12 protein-coding genes are annotated in these 17,578 nt (G+C 76.2%); 9 read left to right on the top strand and 3 right to left on the bottom strand.

Translation table 11 applies throughout. The annotated features are described in order from the left end of the window. Positions 1–93: 93 nt before the first annotated feature. On the top strand, positions 94–1,551 hold the full coding sequence (gene eccD, locus ACFFHU_RS28725; RefSeq protein ID WP_377343570.1) for a type VII secretion integral membrane protein EccD: 1,458 nt from the start codon (positions 94–96) through the stop codon (positions 1,549–1,551). A gap of 128 nt (positions 1,552–1,679) precedes the next feature. Here eccD and ACFFHU_RS28720 read toward each other — a convergent pair whose 3' ends face one another. Then, a complete protein-coding gene (locus ACFFHU_RS28720; RefSeq protein ID WP_377343569.1) occupies positions 1,680–2,204 on the bottom strand; it encodes an inorganic diphosphatase in 525 nt (174 codons plus the stop codon). Between the two features lie 852 nt (positions 2,205–3,056). On the opposite strand from ACFFHU_RS28720, the gene dacB reads away from it, so the two are divergent. The 7 genes from dacB (at position 3,057) to folE (ending at position 12,382) form a co-directional block, all read left to right on the top strand. Then, entirely contained in the window at positions 3,057–4,637 is a 1,581-nt protein-coding gene (gene dacB, locus ACFFHU_RS28715) for a D-alanyl-D-alanine carboxypeptidase/D-alanyl-D-alanine endopeptidase (protein ID WP_377343653.1), read from the top strand. Positions 4,638–4,768: 131 nt separating this feature from the next. Continuing rightward, positions 4,769–5,833, top strand: coding sequence for an Rv3626c family coenzyme F420 biosynthesis-associated protein (locus tag ACFFHU_RS28710; protein WP_377343568.1), 1,065 nt, complete (start codon positions 4,769–4,771; stop codon positions 5,831–5,833). A 14-nt stretch (positions 5,834–5,847) separates the two neighbouring features. Then, complete coding sequence (gene tilS / locus ACFFHU_RS28705; protein WP_377343567.1) at positions 5,848–6,849, top strand: tRNA lysidine(34) synthetase TilS; 1,002 nt, start codon at positions 5,848–5,850, stop codon at positions 6,847–6,849. A gap of 54 nt (positions 6,850–6,903) precedes the next feature. After that, positions 6,904–8,544, top strand: coding sequence for a gamma-glutamyltransferase family protein (locus tag ACFFHU_RS28700; protein ID WP_377343566.1), 1,641 nt, complete (start codon positions 6,904–6,906; stop codon positions 8,542–8,544). Positions 8,545–8,722: 178 nt separating this feature from the next. Beyond that, entirely contained in the window at positions 8,723–9,298 is a 576-nt protein-coding gene (gene hpt, locus ACFFHU_RS28695) for a hypoxanthine phosphoribosyltransferase (protein WP_377343565.1), read from the top strand. A gap of 361 nt (positions 9,299–9,659) precedes the next feature. Next, a complete protein-coding gene (gene ftsH / locus ACFFHU_RS28690; protein ID WP_377343564.1) occupies positions 9,660–11,675 on the top strand; it encodes an ATP-dependent zinc metalloprotease FtsH in 2,016 nt (671 codons plus the stop codon). 80 nt (positions 11,676–11,755) lie between these two features. Continuing rightward, positions 11,756–12,382, top strand: coding sequence for a GTP cyclohydrolase I FolE (folE, locus tag ACFFHU_RS28685; protein ID WP_377343562.1), 627 nt, complete (start codon positions 11,756–11,758; stop codon positions 12,380–12,382). 104 nt (positions 12,383–12,486) lie between these two features. On the opposite strand, the gene ACFFHU_RS28680 is transcribed toward folE, so the two are convergent. Then, a complete protein-coding gene (locus ACFFHU_RS28680) occupies positions 12,487–12,936 on the bottom strand; it encodes a hypothetical protein (protein ID WP_377343561.1) in 450 nt (149 codons plus the stop codon). After that, the gene (locus ACFFHU_RS28675; protein WP_377343560.1) at positions 12,933–16,115 is read right to left on the bottom strand and encodes an FtsK/SpoIIIE domain-containing protein; all 3,183 of its coding nucleotides are present in this window, start codon (positions 16,113–16,115) and stop codon (positions 12,933–12,935) included. The genes ACFFHU_RS28680 and ACFFHU_RS28675 overlap by 4 nt, the downstream gene beginning before the upstream one ends. Positions 16,116–16,663: 548 nt before the next feature. On the opposite strand from ACFFHU_RS28675, the gene ACFFHU_RS28670 reads away from it, so the two are divergent. Continuing rightward, positions 16,664–17,578: a hypothetical protein gene (locus tag ACFFHU_RS28670; protein WP_377343558.1), complete on the top strand. Its 915-nt coding sequence runs from the start codon at positions 16,664–16,666 to the stop codon at positions 17,576–17,578.

The raw sequence follows: 17,578 nt of genomic DNA, 5'->3' as shown, positions 1-17,578 counted from the left end.
GCGGACGTCCCGGCGTGTTCGCTGGGTAACCCGAACCCGACCGATAGTAGGTAAAGTGCGGGCGTCGCGCAGCCATCGGATGGAGGAATACCGATGAGTACGGGACTCGCCCGGGTCACCATCAACGCGCCGCGCCGGCGGTTGGACGTGGCGCTGCCGGATCAGCTGCCCGTGGCCGAGCTGCTGCCCGAGCTGTTGCGGCACGCCGGGATCGGGCTGGCCGACGCGGGCGAGCGGCACGGCGGCTGGGTGCTCCGGCGTACCGGCGGCGGCGCGCTGTCCGGCGGGCGGCCGCTGGCGCCGCAGGGCGTACGCGACGGGGACGTGCTGCACCTGGTCCCGGCCCGTACGGGCTGGCCCGAGCCCGAGTACGACGACGTGGCCGAGGCCATCGCGGACGGCGCCCGGCGCCGCGGGGGTGGCTGGGACGGCGCGGCCACCCGTACCGCCGCGCTGGCCGGTGCGGCGGCGCCGGCCTTGGTCGGCCTGCTCGCGGTCCTCGGCGGTGGCCCGGGTTGGTCGGCCGGCGCTCCGCTGGCGTTGGGCGCGGCCACCGGGCTGCTGGTGGCCGCGGTGGCCGCGGCCCGCGGGCTGGGCGCGGGGGCGGCCGGTACGACCCTGGCCGGCTACGCCCTGCCGTACGCCTTCGCCGGCGGTGCGCTCCTGGTGGCCACCGGCGACCGGGTCGGCCCGCTCGGCGCGGTCAGCTGGCTGGGCGCCCCGGAGCTGCTCGCCGGCTCGGCGGCGCTGCTGCTGGCGGCGGTGTTGGCCGCGGTCGGCGTGGCGGCCGGGCTGCGCGTGTTCGCGGCCGGCGCCACGACCGGGCTGCTCGGCTCGGCGGCCGCGGTGGCCGGGTTCGGGCTACCCACGGCCGGGGTGGCCGCGGTGCTGCTGGCGGCCCTGGTCTGTGGCGTCGGGGCCACGCCGCTGCTGGCCATCCGGCTGGGCCGGCTACCGCTGCCGCCGATCGTGCCGCCCGCCGGGCCGGCGGGCACGACGGCCGCCCCTCCGGAGCGGCCGGCACGGCCCCCGGGCGAGCCGGCCGGGCCGGCGGACCCGATCGTCGGGGCCGTGCCGCGCCGGGTCCGGGTCGCAGCGGCGGTGGCCCGGACCGAGGAGCTGCTGACCGGCATGTTGCTCGGGGTGGCCTCCGTCGCGTCGACCGCGATCGTGTTGCTGGTGCTGCGGGGCGGGCCGGCCGGTGAGTTGCTCGCCGCGATCGGCTCGGCCGTGTTGCTGCTGCGCAGCCGGCTGTTCGCGAGCCGGCGTCACCGGGTGCCCCTGCTGGCGGCCGGCATGGCCGGCGCGGTGGCCGTGGGTGCGGCCCTGGCCGGAGCCACCGCCGGCGCCGGCCGTCCGGTCCTGGTGGCCGGTGCGGCGCTGGGCACCCTGCTGGTGGTGGCGGCCGGCGCGACGTACGCCCGGCGGCCGCCCACGCCGTACCTGGCCCGGGCGGCCGACCTGACCGACACGGCGCTGGTGGTCTCGGTGGTGCCGGTGGCCTGCGCGGTGCTCGGGCTCTATGGCCGGGCCCGCGGGCTGCTCGGTTGACCGGCGGCTGCTTGATCGGCCGCCACGACCGGCAACGTGCCGCGCCGCCGGCCGGTGTCGGCCGGGATGGCAGCGTGCCGCGCCGCTGGCCGGCGTCGGCCGGCCGGCGTCGGCCGGCCGGGGTGGCGTCAGTGCGCCGCGTCGCTGCCGCCGGCGGTGCGCCGGGACGCCTCGGCGTCGGCGGCGCGCTGGTAGGACACCCGGATCTCGGCCTCGGCCTCCACCCGGCCCACCCAGGTGGCCCCCTCGACCGACTTGCCGGGCTCGAGGTCCTTGTAGACCTCGAAGAAGTGCTGGATCTCCAGCCGGTCGAACTCGCCGAGGTGGTGGATGTCGCGCAGGTGCTCCTGGCGAGGGTCCTCGAACGGGACGCAGAGGACCTTGTCGTCGCCGCCCTTCTCGTCCGTCATCCGGAACATGCCGATGGCGCGGCAGCGGATCAGGCACCCTGGAAACGTGGGTTCGGGCACCAGCACCAGCGCGTCCAGCGGGTCGCCGTCCTCGCCGAGGGTGCCCTCGATGAAGCCGTAGTCGGCGGGGTACTGGGTAGAAGTGAAGAGCGTTCGGTCCAGCCGGATCCGGCCGGTCTCGTGGTCCACCTCGTACTTGTTGCGGTGACCCTTCGGGATCTCAACCGTGACGTCGAAATCCATCTCACGCTCCTCGTCTGCCCACGCTGGCTTTCGGACCCTGCGGCGGCCGCGGCGCGGCAATCGCCGCAGCGGACCTGCTCCGGACACCGCAGCGGGTTCGGACGCAAGTAGTGTCACCCAAGCGGGTTCGGGGCGCGGGAGGAGGGGCCGGTGGGGAGGGAAGACTCACACCGACCGTCGGGCGGCGCTGAGCCGGCCGGCGGTGGAACGACGGAACCGGTCCGCCGGGATCCGCGAGCCGGCGGGCCGGGTGCGGGCCAATCATACCCTTCGTCCCAGATGTCCGGCGCGCGCGGCCGGGCCAGCGTACCCGGTCCGGAGCGTCCGCCGGGGGACACCGGCCGTACGCCGATCTCGTGGGCCGACCCGCCCGGTCCCGGCGGCTTCCGGCCCAGCATGCCCGGTCGACCCGGCTCGGGGCCGCCCGGCGAGTACGGCCGCGGCAGCGGCCCGGGCGGTTCCGCCGGGGATCCGGCGCGCCGGCCGGGCAACCCACCCGGCGCCCCGGCCGGCCGGGCGTCGGTGCCGCCCGGTCCGTCCGGTCCTTCCGGTCGGTCCGCTCCTTCCGCTCCTTCCGGTCCTTCCGGTCGGTCCGCTCCGGCCGCCGACCGCGGCCCGGCCGCCGACCGCGGCCCGGCCGCCGACCGCGGCCCGGCCGCCGACCGCGGCCCGGCCGCCGACCGCGGCCCGGCCGGCGGACCACCGGCGCGGAGCGCGCCGGACCGGCGCTCCGCCCCGCCCCGGGCCGCCGAGGGTCAGGGCGCGGCCGCCGGCCGGGTCGCCGTGCCCGGCGCGGGCCCCGCCGCGAACCGTCCCGGCGGCCCCGGGCCGGCCGCCGGCTGGGCGCCGCCCATGGACGCCTCCGCCGGCCGCTCGGCGGTCCCGCGCCATCCCGTCGGTCGGGCGGGGGCGTCGCCGGCCGGGCCGTCCGGGGGCGGCCCACCGGCCACCGGCGGCGGTCCCGCGACCGCCTCCCGGCCGCCCGGCGGACCCGGTCCGGCGGCCGGCCGGCCCCGGCGGCGGGTACGCCGCACCGCGGCGCTGGCGGTGCTGCTCGCCGCGATCCTGGTGGTCGGCGGCGTCGCGGTGGTCCGCTGGCGCGCCGCGGATCGGGCCGGAACCGCGGCCGGCGAGGCCGCCGAGCCGACGCCGCCGCCGGTCCTCGCCGCGCTCGGCGCCGGCGCGCCCGAGCCCACCCCCGACGGGGTCCGGTCCGCCATTGACGGCCTGGTCACCGGTGCGGCCCTGGGCGGCCGGTTGAACGTGGCCGTGCTCGACCCGGTGACCGGCCAGACCCTGTACGACCACGGCGGCGACCTGGCCACCGTGCCCGCCTCGACCACGAAGATCATCACTGCCGTGACGGTGCTGGCCAGCCGCGGCCCTGCGTACCGGATCCCCACCCGGGTGGTGGCCGGCGCGACGCCCGGCGAGGTGGTGCTGGTCGGCGGCGGCGACCCGACGCTCGCGATCAACGGCACCGGGTACTACCCCGGGGCGGGCCGGCTCGACCGGCTCGCCGACCAGGTGCGCAAGGCGCTCGGCGGGGCGACACCCAGCAAGGTGGTGCTGGACGGCTCGCTGTACTCCGGTCCGGTCCTCGGGCCCGGCTGGGACGGCGACGTGGCGACCGCCGGTTACGGCGCCGCGGCCACCGCGCTGATGACCGACGGCGCGCGGGTGGACCCGAAGGCGCCGCCCGGCATGACGCCCCGGGTCTCGGCGCCCGACCTGGCCGCCGGCCGGTCCTTCGCGGGGCTGTTCGGGCTGCCCGCCGAGGCGGTCAGCCAGGGCCAAGCGCCGGCCGCCCCCGGCGGGTCCGCCGCCGCGTCGCCCGGCGCCGGCTCGCCGGCGCCCGGCGCCGAACTGGGCCGGGTCGAGTCGCCGCCGATGGTCCGGCTGGTCGACTTCATGCTCTCGGAGAGCGACAACGTGGTGGCCGAGGCGCTCGCCCGGCAGGTGGCCCTGGCCCGTAACCAGCCGGCCTCGTTCGCCGGCGCGGCGACCGCCGTCCGGGCGGCCCTGACGGACCTCGGCCTGCCGGCCGACCAGAGCAGCCTGGCCGACGGCAGCGGGCTGTCCCGGAACAACCGGCTCAGCCCCGACCTGCTGGCCCAGACCCTCGCGCTCGCCGGCAGCGGCAAGCGGCCCGAACTGACCAGCCTGGTCACCGGCCTGCCGGTGGCGGGTTGGTCGGGCACGCTCGGCGAGCGCTTCACGGCCCGCTCCGGCACGGCCGCGGGCGCCGGGGTGGTGCGGGCCAAGACCGGCACCCTGACCGGGGTGAACGCGATCGCCGGCGTGCTGACCACCGTCGACGGCCGGCTGCTCTCGTTCGCGGCGCTGGCCGACGGCGTGACCGCCGGCTCGCCGGCCGCCGAGGCGAGGCTCGACCGCATCGCCGTCACCCTGGCCGGGTGCGGCTGCCGCTAGCCGTTCCGGCCGGGGCCGGGGCCCGGCCGCCGGCGGCGGCCGGCTGCGGGCGCGGGTGGGGGCCTTCCGTGACCGGTTGGTCGCCCTCCGCGTCGCCGGGCGGGGTGTCGCGGCCCGGGTACGGTAAGGACATGGCGCAGTTCGTGGACTGGGATCTGGCCGCCGCCACCGCCGGGGCCCTCAGCAAGTCGGGACCGAAGGTGTCGTACGAGGAGGCCACCGCCGTCGTGGCCGACCTCCGGCGGCTGACCGACGAGGCGGCCGGGCACGTGATGGACTACACCGGACTGCGTTCCCAGGTGGCGCACCCACCGGTGCGCGTGGTGGACCGCCGGGACTGGGCGGCCACCAACATCGCCGGGCTGCGCGAGGTGATCACCCCGCTGGTGTCCCGGCTGGCCGCCGACAAGCGGCCCGGCCCGGTGACCGAGGCCGTCGGCTCCCGGCTCACCGGGGTGCAGGCGGGCACGGTGCTGGCGTACCTGTCCGGCCGGGTGCTCGGCCAGTACGAGGTCTTCTCCAGCGAGCCGGGTCAGCTCCTGCTGGTGGCGCCCAACATCGTCGAGGTGGAGCGCAAGCTGGGCGCTGACCCCCGCGACTTCCGGCTCTGGGTCTGCCTGCACGAGGTGACCCACCGGACCCAGTTCACCGCCGTGCCCTGGATGCGGGGCCACTTCCTGGGCGAGGTGCAGGCGTTCGTGGACGCCGCCCAGACCGGCGGCGAGAACCTGCTGGACCGGCTGCGCCGCGGGGTGGCCACGCTGGCCGACTCGGTACGCGAACCGGACAGCCGGGCCAGCGTGCTGGACATCGTGCAGACGCCCGGCCAGCGCGCCGTGCTGGACCGGCTCACCGCCATGATGACGCTGCTCGAGGGGCACGCCGAGTTCGTGATGGACGGGGTCGGCCCGCAGGTCATCCCCAGCGTGGACCGGATCCGGGCCGCGTTCAACCAGCGCCGGGAGTCCGGCAACCCGCTGGAGAAGGCGATCCGCAAGCTGCTCGGGATCGACGTGAAGATGCGCCAGTACGCCGAGGGCCGCAAGTTCGTGCACGGCGTGGTGGAGCGGGTCGGGATGGCGGGCTTCAACAAGGTGTTCAGCTCGCCGCTGACCATGCCGAAGCTCAGCGAGCTGTCCGATCCGGACGCCTGGGTGGCGCGGGTGCACAGCGGCCCGCTGCTCGCCGGCGACTGACCGGACCGGTCGGGATGGCCCCGCTGGCGCCGCCGGTGGCCGCGGTGCGCGCCGCGGTCCGCGCCGCGCTGGCCGCGTTGCCCGAGCCGGGGCCGGTGCTGGTGGCCTGCTCGGGCGGGGCCGACTCGCTGGCGCTGGCCGAGGCGACCGCCTTCGTGGCGCCCCGGCTGGGCCGGTCGGCCGGGCTGGTGACGGTCGACCACGGGCTGCAACCCGGCTCGGCCGAGCGGGCCGACGCCGTGGCGCGCTGGGGCCGGAACGCGGGCCTGGCACCCGCCGAGGCGGTGCCGGTCCGGGTGGCCGGCCGGCCCGGCGGGCCGGAGGCGGCCGCCCGGGACGCCCGGTACGCCGCGCTCACCGCGGCCGCCCGCCGGCGCGGCGCGGTGGCCGTGCTGCTCGGCCACACCCGGGACGACCAGGCCGAGACCGTGCTGCTGGCGCTGGCCCGGGGGGCCGGGCCGCGGGGCCTGGCCGGCATGCCGCCGGTCCGGCGCCTCGACGGGGTACGCCTGGTCCGGCCGCTGCTCGCGGTCACCCGGGAGCAGACCCGCAAGGCGTGTGCGGCCCTCGGGCTGTCGCCGTGGGAGGACCCGCACAACACCGACCCGTCGTACGCCCGGGCCCGGGTGCGCGCCGAGGCGCTGCCGGCGCTGACCGCCGCGCTCGGGCCGGCCGTCCTGGACAATCTGGCCCGTACCGCCGAACTGCTGGCGGCCGACACCGCGACGCTGGACGAGCTGGCGGCCCGGGCCCTGGCGGCCGCGCGGACGCCGCCCGGGGACGGCCCGGCGGGGCTGTCGGTGGCCGCCCTGGCCGGGCTGCCGGTGGCGGTCCGGGGCCGGGTGCTGCACGCCTGGTGCCGCGAGCTGGGCGCCGCGGGCGCGGCGCTGTCGCACCGGCACGTCCGGGCGCTGGACGCGCTGGTGACCGGCTGGCGCGGGCAGGGGCCCACGCACCTGCCGGGGGCGATCCGGGTGGCCCGGCGCGCCGGCCGGCTGGTGCCGGTGACCGACTGAGCACGGCCGGTGGGCGGGGTGGCCCGGGCCGGGTTGATCGGCTAGACAGAGCGGATGTCCCAGCCGCGACCGCCGCTGTACGCACCCAACGGGGTGGTGGCCACCAGCCAGCCGCTCGCGGCCGCCGCCGGCCTCGCGGCGCTGCGCCGCGGCGGCACCGCGGTGGACGCGGCGCTGGCGGCCGCCATCACGCTCACCGTGGTGCAGCCCGGCTCCAACGACATCGGCGGCGACCTGTTCGCCCTGGTCTGGGACGGCGACCGGCTGCACGGGCTGAACGGCTCCGGCCGCTCACCCGCGGCGCTGGACCGGGCCGCGGTGCTGGCCGCCGCCGGGGCCGGGACCGAACCGGTGGCCGCGCTCGGCGGTGGGCAGGCCAGCGGCCCGGCCATGCCGGCCCGGGGCTGGCTGCCGGTGACCGTGCCCGGCGCCCCCGCCGGCTGGCACGACCTGCACGAGCGGTTCGGCCGGCTGCCGTTCGCCGAGCTGTTCGCCGACGCCATCGGGTACGCGGAGCACGGCTACCCGGTGTCGCCGTACGTGGCCCGGGCCTGGGACCTGGCCGTACGCGTGCACGCCGGGCTGGCCGGCCCGGAGTTCGCCGAGTGGCCCCGGGTGTTCACCGTCGACGGCGGGCGGGCGCCCCGGGTGGGCGAGCGGTGGCGCAACCCGGGCGCCGCCGAGGCGCTGCGGCGGATCGCCGGCAGCGGGGCCGAGGACTTCTACCGGGGCCGGATCGCCGCGGCGCTGCACGCGTACTCGGTCCGCACCGGCGGCCTGCTCAGCGGCGACGACCTGGCCGCGCACCGGTCGAGTTGGGTGGCACCGCTCCGGGTCGGCTACCGCGACCACGAGGTGTGGGAGCTGCCACCCAACGGGCAGGGCGTGGCGGCGCTGCTCGCCCTGGCCATCCTCGACGGGGTGGACCCGGCGGGCATGCCGCCGGCGGAGTGGGCGCACTGGCAGATCGAGGCCGTGAAGCTGGGCTTCGCCGACACGCACGCCTACGTCACCGATCCGGACCTGATGCGGGTGTCCGGCGCGGACCTGCTGGACCCGGCGTACGTGGCCGGCCGGCGGGCGCTGGTCGGCGCGCGGGCCGCCCTGCCGGTGCCGGGCGAGCCGGGCCGGGGCGGCACCGTCTATCTGTGCGCGGCCGACGGCGCCGGGATGATGGTGAGCCTGATCCAGTCGACCTACCTGAGCTTCGGCTCGCACGTGGTGCTGCCCGGGTACGGCTTCGGGCTGCAGGACCGGGGGCTGGCGTTCCGGCTCGACCCGGCGCACCCGGACGCGGTGGGCCCGGCGAAGCGCCCGTTCCACACGATCATTCCGGGCTTCCTGACCCGGGGCGGCGAGCCGGTCGGCCCGTTCGGGGTGATGGGTGGGCACATGCAGCCGCAGGGCCACGTGCAGTTGATCAGCGCCACCGTCGACCGGGGGCTCGATCCGCAGGCGGCGCTCGACCTTCCCCGGTGGTACTGGCACGCCGGCCGGGCCGTACAGGTCGAGTCGGCCATGGTCGACGGGCCCGGCGGCCGTGACCTGGTGGCCGGGCTGCGCGGGCGGGGGCACGAGGTCACCGTGCCGCCCGACGCGGCCGTCTTCGGGCACGGCCAGGCCATCTGGCGCGGCCCGGGCGGCTACGTGGCCGGGTCCGAGCCGCGCACCGACGGGACCGCGGTGGGCCACTGACGGTCCCGAGGCGGGCCGCTGTCGGCCGCGTGGCGGGCCGCTGCCGGCCGCGTGGCGGGCCGCTGCCGGACCCGTGGCGGGCCGCGGCCGGACGCGGACGGGCGGATCGGGCGTGGCGGGCGAAACAAAAGGTGTGCCCCGGCGGCGCGGCGGCGCGGCCGTACGGCAGGCTAGGAGCATGGCTGACGGCTCCTGGTACGACGCCGACATCGACCACGTGATCATCTCCGAGACCCAGATCCGCGACAAGACGGCCGAGCTGGCCAAGCAGGTCTCCGCCGACCATGCCGACGTGCCGGACGGCCTGCTGCTGGTGTGCATCCTCAAGGGCGCGGCCATGTTCATGGCCGACTTCGCCCGGGCCATCGGCCGGCACGGCCCGCCGGTCGAGCTGGACTTCATGGCGATCTCCTCGTACGGGCAGGGGACCACCTCCTCCGGCGTGGTGCGGATCCTCAAGGATCTGGACCGGGACATCGCCGGCCGGCACGTGATCGTGGTGGAGGACATCGTCGACTCCGGTCTGACCCTGTCCTGGCTGCTGCGATACCTGGAATCGCGCTCGGCCGCCAGCGTCGAGGTGGTGGCGCTGTTCCGCAAGCCGGAGGCGGTGAAGGTCCCGGTGCCGGTGAAGTACGTCGGTTTCGACATCCCGACCGAGTTCGTCGTGGGCTACGGCCTGGACTTCGCCGAGCGCTACCGCGAGGTGCCGTACGTCGGGGTGCTCAAGCCCGAGGTCTATGCCCGATCCTGATTACCGCCGGAGGCGTACAGCGCACTTTCAGGAATCCCCGTTACCGTATGGATTGGTGGCGCGGATGCTGTCCGCGCCCGGGGTTTTCGTCCCGGGTTGACCGACCGGGACGGGCGCGTCGGGCGTCAATTCGTGGCCACGCCGGCCAGACGGGCGGGTGAACGCGGTAGGGGTGGGGCTCGCGGGCTCGCTCCGCGTACACAGGGTGTACCGTCGAATGACTGCGGCGCGGTTGATTTTGCGCCGGGTGTCGGGGTCGGTCCGCCGCGAGCGGCCTCGGCCGTCGCTCCGGCGGCGACATTCAACCAGACGGTCAGGACGTCGATCAGGAGGGTCCGGGCGCACGGCGCTCGACAACAGTATGGAACGTACGCGTTTCTTCCGCCGGCCGCTGGTCTGGATCATCCTGGTGATCATCGGCGCGGTCGCGCTCACCCAGTTGTTCACCGGTGGTCCGAGCTACCACAAGGTCGACACGTCGATCGCGCTCGACCAGCTGAACACTGCCAAGATCGACAAGGTCGTCTTCCAGGACAAGGAACAGACCCTCAAGATCGATCTGGCTCAGCCGGCCAAGTTCGACGGCACGGAGACTGACAAGATCCAGACGCAGTTCCCCTACTCGGTCGGCAGCCAGATCTGGGACCAGATCAAGGACGCCAAGGCCAACAACCGGATCACCGGTCCGGTGGACACCGAGGTCACCGGGGACAACGTCTTCGTCAGCCTGCTGATCAACCTGGTGCCGATCGCCATCCTGGTGATCCTGCTGCTGTTCTTCATGTCGCAGATGCAGGGCGGCGGCTCCCGGGTGCTCAACTTCGGCAAGTCCAAGGCCAAGATGATCACCAAGGACACGCCGAAGACCACCTTCGCCGACGTGGCCGGCGCGGACGAGGCCGTCGAGGAACTGCACGAGATCAAGGACTTCCTGCAGAACCCGGCCAAATACCAGGCCCTCGGCGCCAAGATCCCCAAGGGCGTCCTGCTGTTCGGCCCGCCCGGCACCGGTAAGACCCTGCTGGCCCGGGCGGTCGCGGGCGAGGCCGGCGTGCCGTTCTATTCGATCTCCGGTTCGGACTTCGTCGAGATGTTCGTGGGTGTCGGCGCCAGCCGGGTCCGCGACCTGTTCGAGCAGGCCAAGTCGAACGCCCCGGCCATCGTCTTCGTCGACGAGATCGACGCGGTCGGCCGGCACCGCGGCGCCGGCATGGGCGGCGGGCACGACGAGCGCGAGCAGACCCTCAACCAGCTGCTGGTCGAGATGGACGGCTTCGACACCAAGGGTGGCGTCATCCTCATCGCCGCCACCAACCGGCCCGACATCCTCGACCCGGCGCTGCTGCGGCCCGGCCGGTTCGACCGGCAGATCCCGGTGGACGCGCCCGACATGGAGGGGCGCAAGGCGATCCTCCGGGTGCACGCCAAGGGCAAGCCGTTCACCCCGGACGTGGACCTCGACTCGGTGGCCCGGCGCACCCCCGGCTTCAGCGGCGCCGACCTGGCCAACGTGATCAACGAGGCGGCCCTGCTGACCGCTCGGGTGGAGAAGCGGGCGATCTCCAACGAGGCGCTCGAGGAGTCCATCGACCGGGTCATCGCCGGCCCGCAGCGGCGGACCCGGGTGATGAGCGACCACGAGAAGAAGATCACCGCGTACCACGAGGGCGGCCACGCGCTGGTCGCCTGGGCGCTGCCGCACTCGGCGCCGGTGCACAAGGTGACGATCCTGTCCCGCGGCCGGTCCCTCGGGCACACGCTCACGCTGCCCACCGAGGACAAGTACACGCAGACCCGGGCCGAGATGATCGACACCCTGGCGTACGCGCTGGGCGGCCGGGCCGCGGAGGAGCTGGTCTTCCACGAGCCGACGACCGGGGCCGGCAACGACATCGAGAAGGCCACTCAGCTGGCCCGGGCGATGATCACGCAGTACGGCATGAGCTCCAAGCTCGGCGCGATCAAGTACGGCACCGCGGGTGACGAGCCGTTCCTCGGCCGCAACATGGGCCACGAGCGGGACTACTCGGACGCGGTGGCCGCCGAGATCGACGGTGAGATGCGGGCGCTGATCGAACTGGCCCACGACGAGGCCTGGGAGATCCTGGTGGAATACCGGGACGTCCTCGACAGCCTCGTGCTGGAGCTGATGGAGAAGGAGACCCTCTCCACCACCGACATGGCCCGGATCTGCTCCCGGGTGGTGAAGCGGCCGCCGATGGCCCCTTACAACGGCTTCGGCAAGCGGCAGCCGTCCACCGAGCCGCCCGTGCTCACCCCGAGCGAGCGGGACAAGCTGAAGGCGCAGGCGCAGGCCGACGGCGCCGAGGCCACGGTCGGTGGGGGAACCCCGCAGAACCCGGACGGGTCCCGCTGAGTGCCGCGGCTGACGAGGCCGCGGGAAACGAACCGGTCTCGCCGTCCGGCTCCGCCACGGAGCCGGACGGCGACGACTCGTTGGACTTCCTCGCGGCCCGACTGATCAACGGCCGGCTCACCGGCCAGCCGGTCGAGCAGGTCGTCGACCTGGCCCGGATCGAGAAGGCCGTCCGGGAGATCCTGCTGGGGATCGGCGAGGATCCGGACCGGGACGGCCTGCGGGAGACCCCGGCGCGGGTGGCCCGGGCGTACGCCGAGCTGTTCGCCGGGCTGCGGGTCGATCCGGCGCAGGTGCTCAGCACCACCTTCGAGGCCAACCACGAGGAGCTCGTGGTGGTCCGGGACATCGACGTGATGAGCTTCTGCGAGCATCACCTGCTGCCGTTCCACGGGGTGGCGCACATCGGCTACATCCCCGGGCCGGACGGCCGGATCACCGGGCTGTCGAAGCTGGCCCGGCTCGTCGAGGTGCTGGCCCGCCGCCCCCAGGTCCAGGAGCGGCTCACCACCCAGATCGCCGACCTGCTGATGGCCAAGCTGGCGCCGCGCGGCGTGGTGGCGGTGCTCGAATGCGAGCACATGTGCATGGCCATGCGCGGCATCCAGAAGTCCGGCGCCCGGACCATCACCTCGGCCGTACGCGGCGTGCTGCAACGCGACGCGAAGTCCCGGGCCGAGGCGCTCAGCCTGATCCGGCACGGCTGACTGCCGGGCTGCTGACGGCCGCGGCGGGGATTGCTGGCGACCCGGCCGGGCTGCTGGCGGCCGCGGCCCGCGGGCTGGCGCGGCGCTCGGGAGACCCGAACCCCTCAGCCGAGCAGCTGCACCAGCAGACCCACCGTGGCCGCCACGGCGACCAGCAGCGCCGCCAGCACCGCGCCGAGCCGGCGCGGGCTGATCCGGCCCAACCACGCGGGCAGCCGACCGGCGCCCCAGGCAGGGCCGCCGAGCAGGGCATCGGCGCTGTCCGCGCTGGCGCCGGCCTGGCGCAGCGCCGCCGACCAGTCGCCCGGATCCCGGCCCGCCGCCCGCGCGGCCACCGCGGCCTCCGGCGGGGACGGCACAAGATCGACCTCCGGTACGCCGAGCGCCCGCAGCCGGGACCGCTGTGGCGCCAGCCGTTCCCGCACCTCCGCCAGCCGGTCCCGGGTCGTGCCCAGCGTCCGAGACCGCTCGTCGGCCACCGCGGCCGTCCCGCGTCGCACCGCGGCCAGACGCTGAGCCGCCGCCACGTACCGCTGCCAGGCATCGTCGGTCATCGCACGCCCCCACCGAACGGAACGATCAGCCGTACATCGCCGGTGCTCCGGTCGGCGAGCGTGGCGCGACCGGGCCGGGGCCTCCAGTCGGCCTCCCGCCCCAGCAGGTACTCGGCCTCGATGGGAGGCAGGTCCAACAGCAGGATCCCGGCGACGTACTCGGCCAGCGACCCGTCACCGGCCAGCTCCACCAGCCGGCGGGTCCGCCGCCACCAGGACAGCAGGTGCATCCCGCGGGCCGGACCGGCCCGCAGCGCGGTCCGGGTCACCTCGGGCGGCAGGTCGGCCGGGCCGGCCGCGTCCATCCCGAAGACCACCAGGTAGCCGGGCCGGCCGTCGGCGAGCGCCGCGGCCAGGCCCGGCGCGTCCGTCGGCAGCACCTCGTGCCGGGGCCGCAGCGCCGCCACCAGCTCGGCGGCCGGCGTCTCGGCCTCGGGTACGAGGGCCGCCACGACGAACCGGGCCTCGCCCGGCGGGTGGGCCGCGGACACGCTCCGGGCGGCCGCGGCGAGCACCTCGGCGCCCGCCGCCGACCGGCCCACCACCGCCAGATGCCGTCCGGGCGCGTCGTCGAGGGCGAACGTGGCGGTCCCTGTGGTGGCATCCACGGCCCGGCCCAGCAGCGCGACCGGCGGACCCGAGCCCGCCGTGAGCACGGCCCGGTAGGTCGGGTCCGCGTCGAGGGTCATCGCGGCCGCGCCGTCGAAGACCAGCGGCGGCTCCGGCACCGGGCGAGCCAGCCAGAGCCGGTTCCGCAGCTCGTTCCGGTCCGCCTCGTCGGCGGCCGGGTCCGGAAACCCTACGGTCCGCTCGTGCCCGCGGGTCGCGCCGCGCGGTCCGCCGAGGCCGCCGGCGGTGTTCACCACGGCCGTGCCCACCGGAAGGCCGGCGGCCGAGTCGTTCGTCGGCTGCAGCACGTCACCACCGCCGGGCAGGGCCACCCGGACCGGGAACTGGCCCCGCAGCGCGTCCGGGTACGCCCCGACGCCGAGTTCCGTGGACCGGCCCACCAGCACGAGGTGAACCCCGTACGCCCGTCCGCGCCGCGCGACGGACTCGAGCAGCCGGAGCGTCTCCCGGCCCATCCGGTCCGGCTCAGCCAGCAGCACCGGCGCGCCCTCGATGACGCACAGGACCCGCGGCGGCCGGTCCGGCTCCGGCATCCCGGCCAGCCGCGTCGCCCCGGCCCGCTCGAACGCCACCGCCCGCCGGTCCAGCTCGGCGTCCAGTTCGCGCAGCAACGTCAGCGCGTACTCCCGGTCCGCGGCCACGCCCGCCGTGCGGACGTGCGGCAGCCAGGAGCGGTCCTGTCCGGTGGGCAGGAACTCGCCGAACGCCGGACCGGGGCGTACCGAGAGCAGGTGGATGGCCAGGGACTCCGGCCGGTAGCGGGCGCAGAGCCCGTGCAGCACGTTGGCCAGGAACGCGCTGCTGCCCGCACCCGGCCGGCCGGCGATCAGCCAGTGCGGGGTCAGCTCCGCGAACCGGAGCGTGACCGGCGTGTCGCCGTCGTAGCCCACCACGGTGGTGAGCCCGTCGCCGGCATCCTCGGTCCAGTACTCCCGGCCGTCCGGCAGCAGGTCGGCAAGCCGGGGCCGGCAGCCCACCGCGAACCGCCGGGCCAGCTCCCGGCACACCCGGTCGACGAGCTCCGCGGGCGGGTCCGGGTCGAGCAGCACCGGGGCATTCAGTCCGCTCGAGGAGGGCAGCGGCCCGCGACCGCCGAACGAGGCCCCGGGTGGGTCGCCCACCAGCGCGTACGTCTCGCGTACCTCGATCATCGTGGCCTCGGCCAGGCCCGAGCCGGCGGTGGTCGACCGGGACGCGGGCCCGGTCGCCGGTCCGGCCGGGACCACCGGGGCCGGCATGCCGGGCGGGGCCAGCCGGCCCCGCGCGCCGCGAGCCCTGCCGTTCTCCGCAGCGGTGTCCCGGCCGTCCCCGGCTGGCTGCTCCCCGGCCATGCCGTTCCGGGCTGCCGCGGGCGGCGCGGCCTGGTCCCGGGCCGCGTCCTCGCGCGCGGGCCCGGCGGTGCGGGACAGCGGAAACGGAGCCAGCACGCCGGCCCGGGCCGCCGGTTCGGTCGCCAGCCGCACGGCCGTGTCGCTCGCCGGCGTCCGCCCGGACCGGTCGACGCGAACGGCCGGCACGGCCGGTCCGACCCGTGCCACCGGCACCACCGGTTCGACTCGGCCGACGGGCCCGGCCACGGTTCGGCGCTCGGCCACAACGGCCCGGTCCATCCGGTCGGCTGCCCGGTCCATCCGGTCGGCTGCCCGGTCCGTCCGGTCGGCTGCTGCGGCCGGCGCGGGTAGCCCCGGCGCCGATGCCGCCGCCGGCGTCGGCGCGAGGGGCGACGTCGGCGCTGTCGCCGGCGTCGGTGTGGCGGCCGGCGTCGGTGTATCGGCCGGCGCCGATGCTGCGCGATCGGATGCGGCGGCCGGGTTGGCCGGTTCGGTTGGCCAGCCGGCGACGATCAGGTGCAGCCCGGCCGCGACGCCACCCTCGGCCAGGGCGCGGAGCCGGGCCAGATCTTCCGGCTCGACCGGCTCGGGCAGGCCGGCCACCACCACCAGCAGGACGCGTTCCCGCCGCCGATCACGGCCGCCCGGGCGGTCCGGGCGTACCCAGCGCTCCGCCTCGGCCAGCACGGTGAGCGCCCCGGCCCGGTCGGTGGCCGGCGGTGGCAGCAGACCCGCGTCGGCCAGCGGGGCGAACGGCGCGAACACCTCGGCGGCGCCTTCGCCGGCGATGCCGCGTACCAGCAGGGAGCCCGCGGGCGCGGCCGCGAGCAGCCGGAGCAGCAGCGCCCGTAGCAGGGCCGCCACCCGCGGATCCCGGGCATCGCGGTCGAGCACCAGGTGCCCGGCGCCGAGCAGCGGCACGACGGCCGGGAAGCACACGCCGGCGAGCGGTTCGGCCGTGCCGATCCGGACGTACCGCGGCGGTTGGTCGCCGTCCGGAAGCGGGTGCGTGGAATTGGCCGTGAGCGGGGCGCCGAGCCAGCCCGGCACCAGCGCGGCGGCCGCCGCGGTCAGCAGGTCGGCCAGGTCGCGCTGCTCGCGGTCGTCGGGCGGGGGCGACGGGGCGGCGTCCAGCGCCGTACCGACCGCGTCCGCCGTGGCGGCGGCCTGCCGGTGCAGTGCGGCCGCCCGACTGGTACGCGCCTTCAAGCTGGCCAACCGAATCCGCCTTTCCCGATGGGCCGACTGGGCGGACCTCATCCCGGGACCCCGACGGTAACCCAGGTCGGGACCACTTTCCGGGAGATACGTTGCCGTCCGCGCGGCGGGTCCGGCCGCGATCACCCTGAGCGATCACGATGCTCCGGCGGTCCACCTTGGGTGATGCGCCAGTGGCGTTCCCGTGACGGTCGGGCTGCTGCACTGCGCCGAGCGCCAGCGGCGTCCCGGCGTCCGTCGCGGCGTCCCCGGGGTTGGTACGGCGTCCCCGGGGTGCATACGGCGTCCCCGGGGTTCGTCGCGGCGTCCCCGGGGTTCGTAGGGTGTCTCCGGCGTTCGTACGGCGTCCCCGGGGTTCGTGCGGCGTTCCTGGCGTTCGTCGCGGTGTGCCGGGGTTCGTAGAGCGTCCCCGGCGTTCGTCGCGGTGTCCGTCCCGCGCGTGGCGGCGCGCCCGGCGCGGGCGCTGCGTCACCCTCCGTTCACGACAGGTGATGGAACCGAGATCTGCGGCTATTGGGCCGCCGCATCCGGGCCGATAGCCTCAGGAGGTGGAATCAGTGCAGCCACCCGCCGATTCCCGGACCTCTCGCGTACCGGCCCAGCGCGGCCGTCCCGAGCCGGAGGCGCCGGAGCCCGCCGAGGCCGTCGAGCCCGGGGTCGAGGTCCGCCCGCCGGCCGCGGCTCCGGCCTCGGATGTTCTCGCCGGTCCGGACCTCCCGGCGCGCGCCGCCGGGTCGGCGCCCCCGGCGAACCTGGCCGGATCGGCGCCCCGGGCGGATCTGGCCGGATCGGCGCCGCCGGCGGATCTGGCCGGATCGGCGCCCTCGGCGGGGGTTGCCGGGGTGGCGCCCCCGACGGTCCCGCCGGTCGGGCCGGTGGCGCCGCCCGCCGGGCCCGGCGTGGTGGGGCCGCCACCGCCGCCGGCCGGCTTCGGCGCGCTTGGACCGGTCGCACCCGGCACCGCTCCGCACGGTCCACAGCAGACGGTACGGCCGGCCAGGCCGCGCCGGCCGGTGCGGCGGCTGCTCTGGGTGCTGGTCGGGGCGCTGCTCGCGCTGCTGCTGGCCGGCAGCGGCGCCTTCTTCGTCTGGTACGACCGCGCCACGACCATCGATCGCAGCGAACCCGACGTCACCGTCGACAACTACTTGCGAGCGTTCCTGGTGGACCGGAACGACGCACGCGCGCAGGAGTTTCAATGTTCGACCGGGAAGACCCTCGGTCCAATCGAGTCCTTAAGAGCCGAAATGGAGAAGCGTGAGGCACAATTTCATGTTGTCGTCCACGCATCCTGGGGCGCGCTAAGTGTATCGCGTAGCGCATCTAGGGCCGCTGTTCAGGCCACATTAACGATCGCCAGCTTCGCTAATGGGGAACCACGGAGCCGAAGAACCGAAGAGTGGAAGTTCGCCATGATGAGAGAGGACGGCTGGCGGGTCTGTGGAGCCGAGCGGGTGGGCTGA

It is taken from the genome of Plantactinospora siamensis, from assembly GCF_042434095.1.
Lineage (GTDB): Bacteria > Actinomycetota > Actinomycetes > Mycobacteriales > Micromonosporaceae > KBS50.
This window is presented reverse-complemented; position numbering and strand designations above follow the sequence as displayed.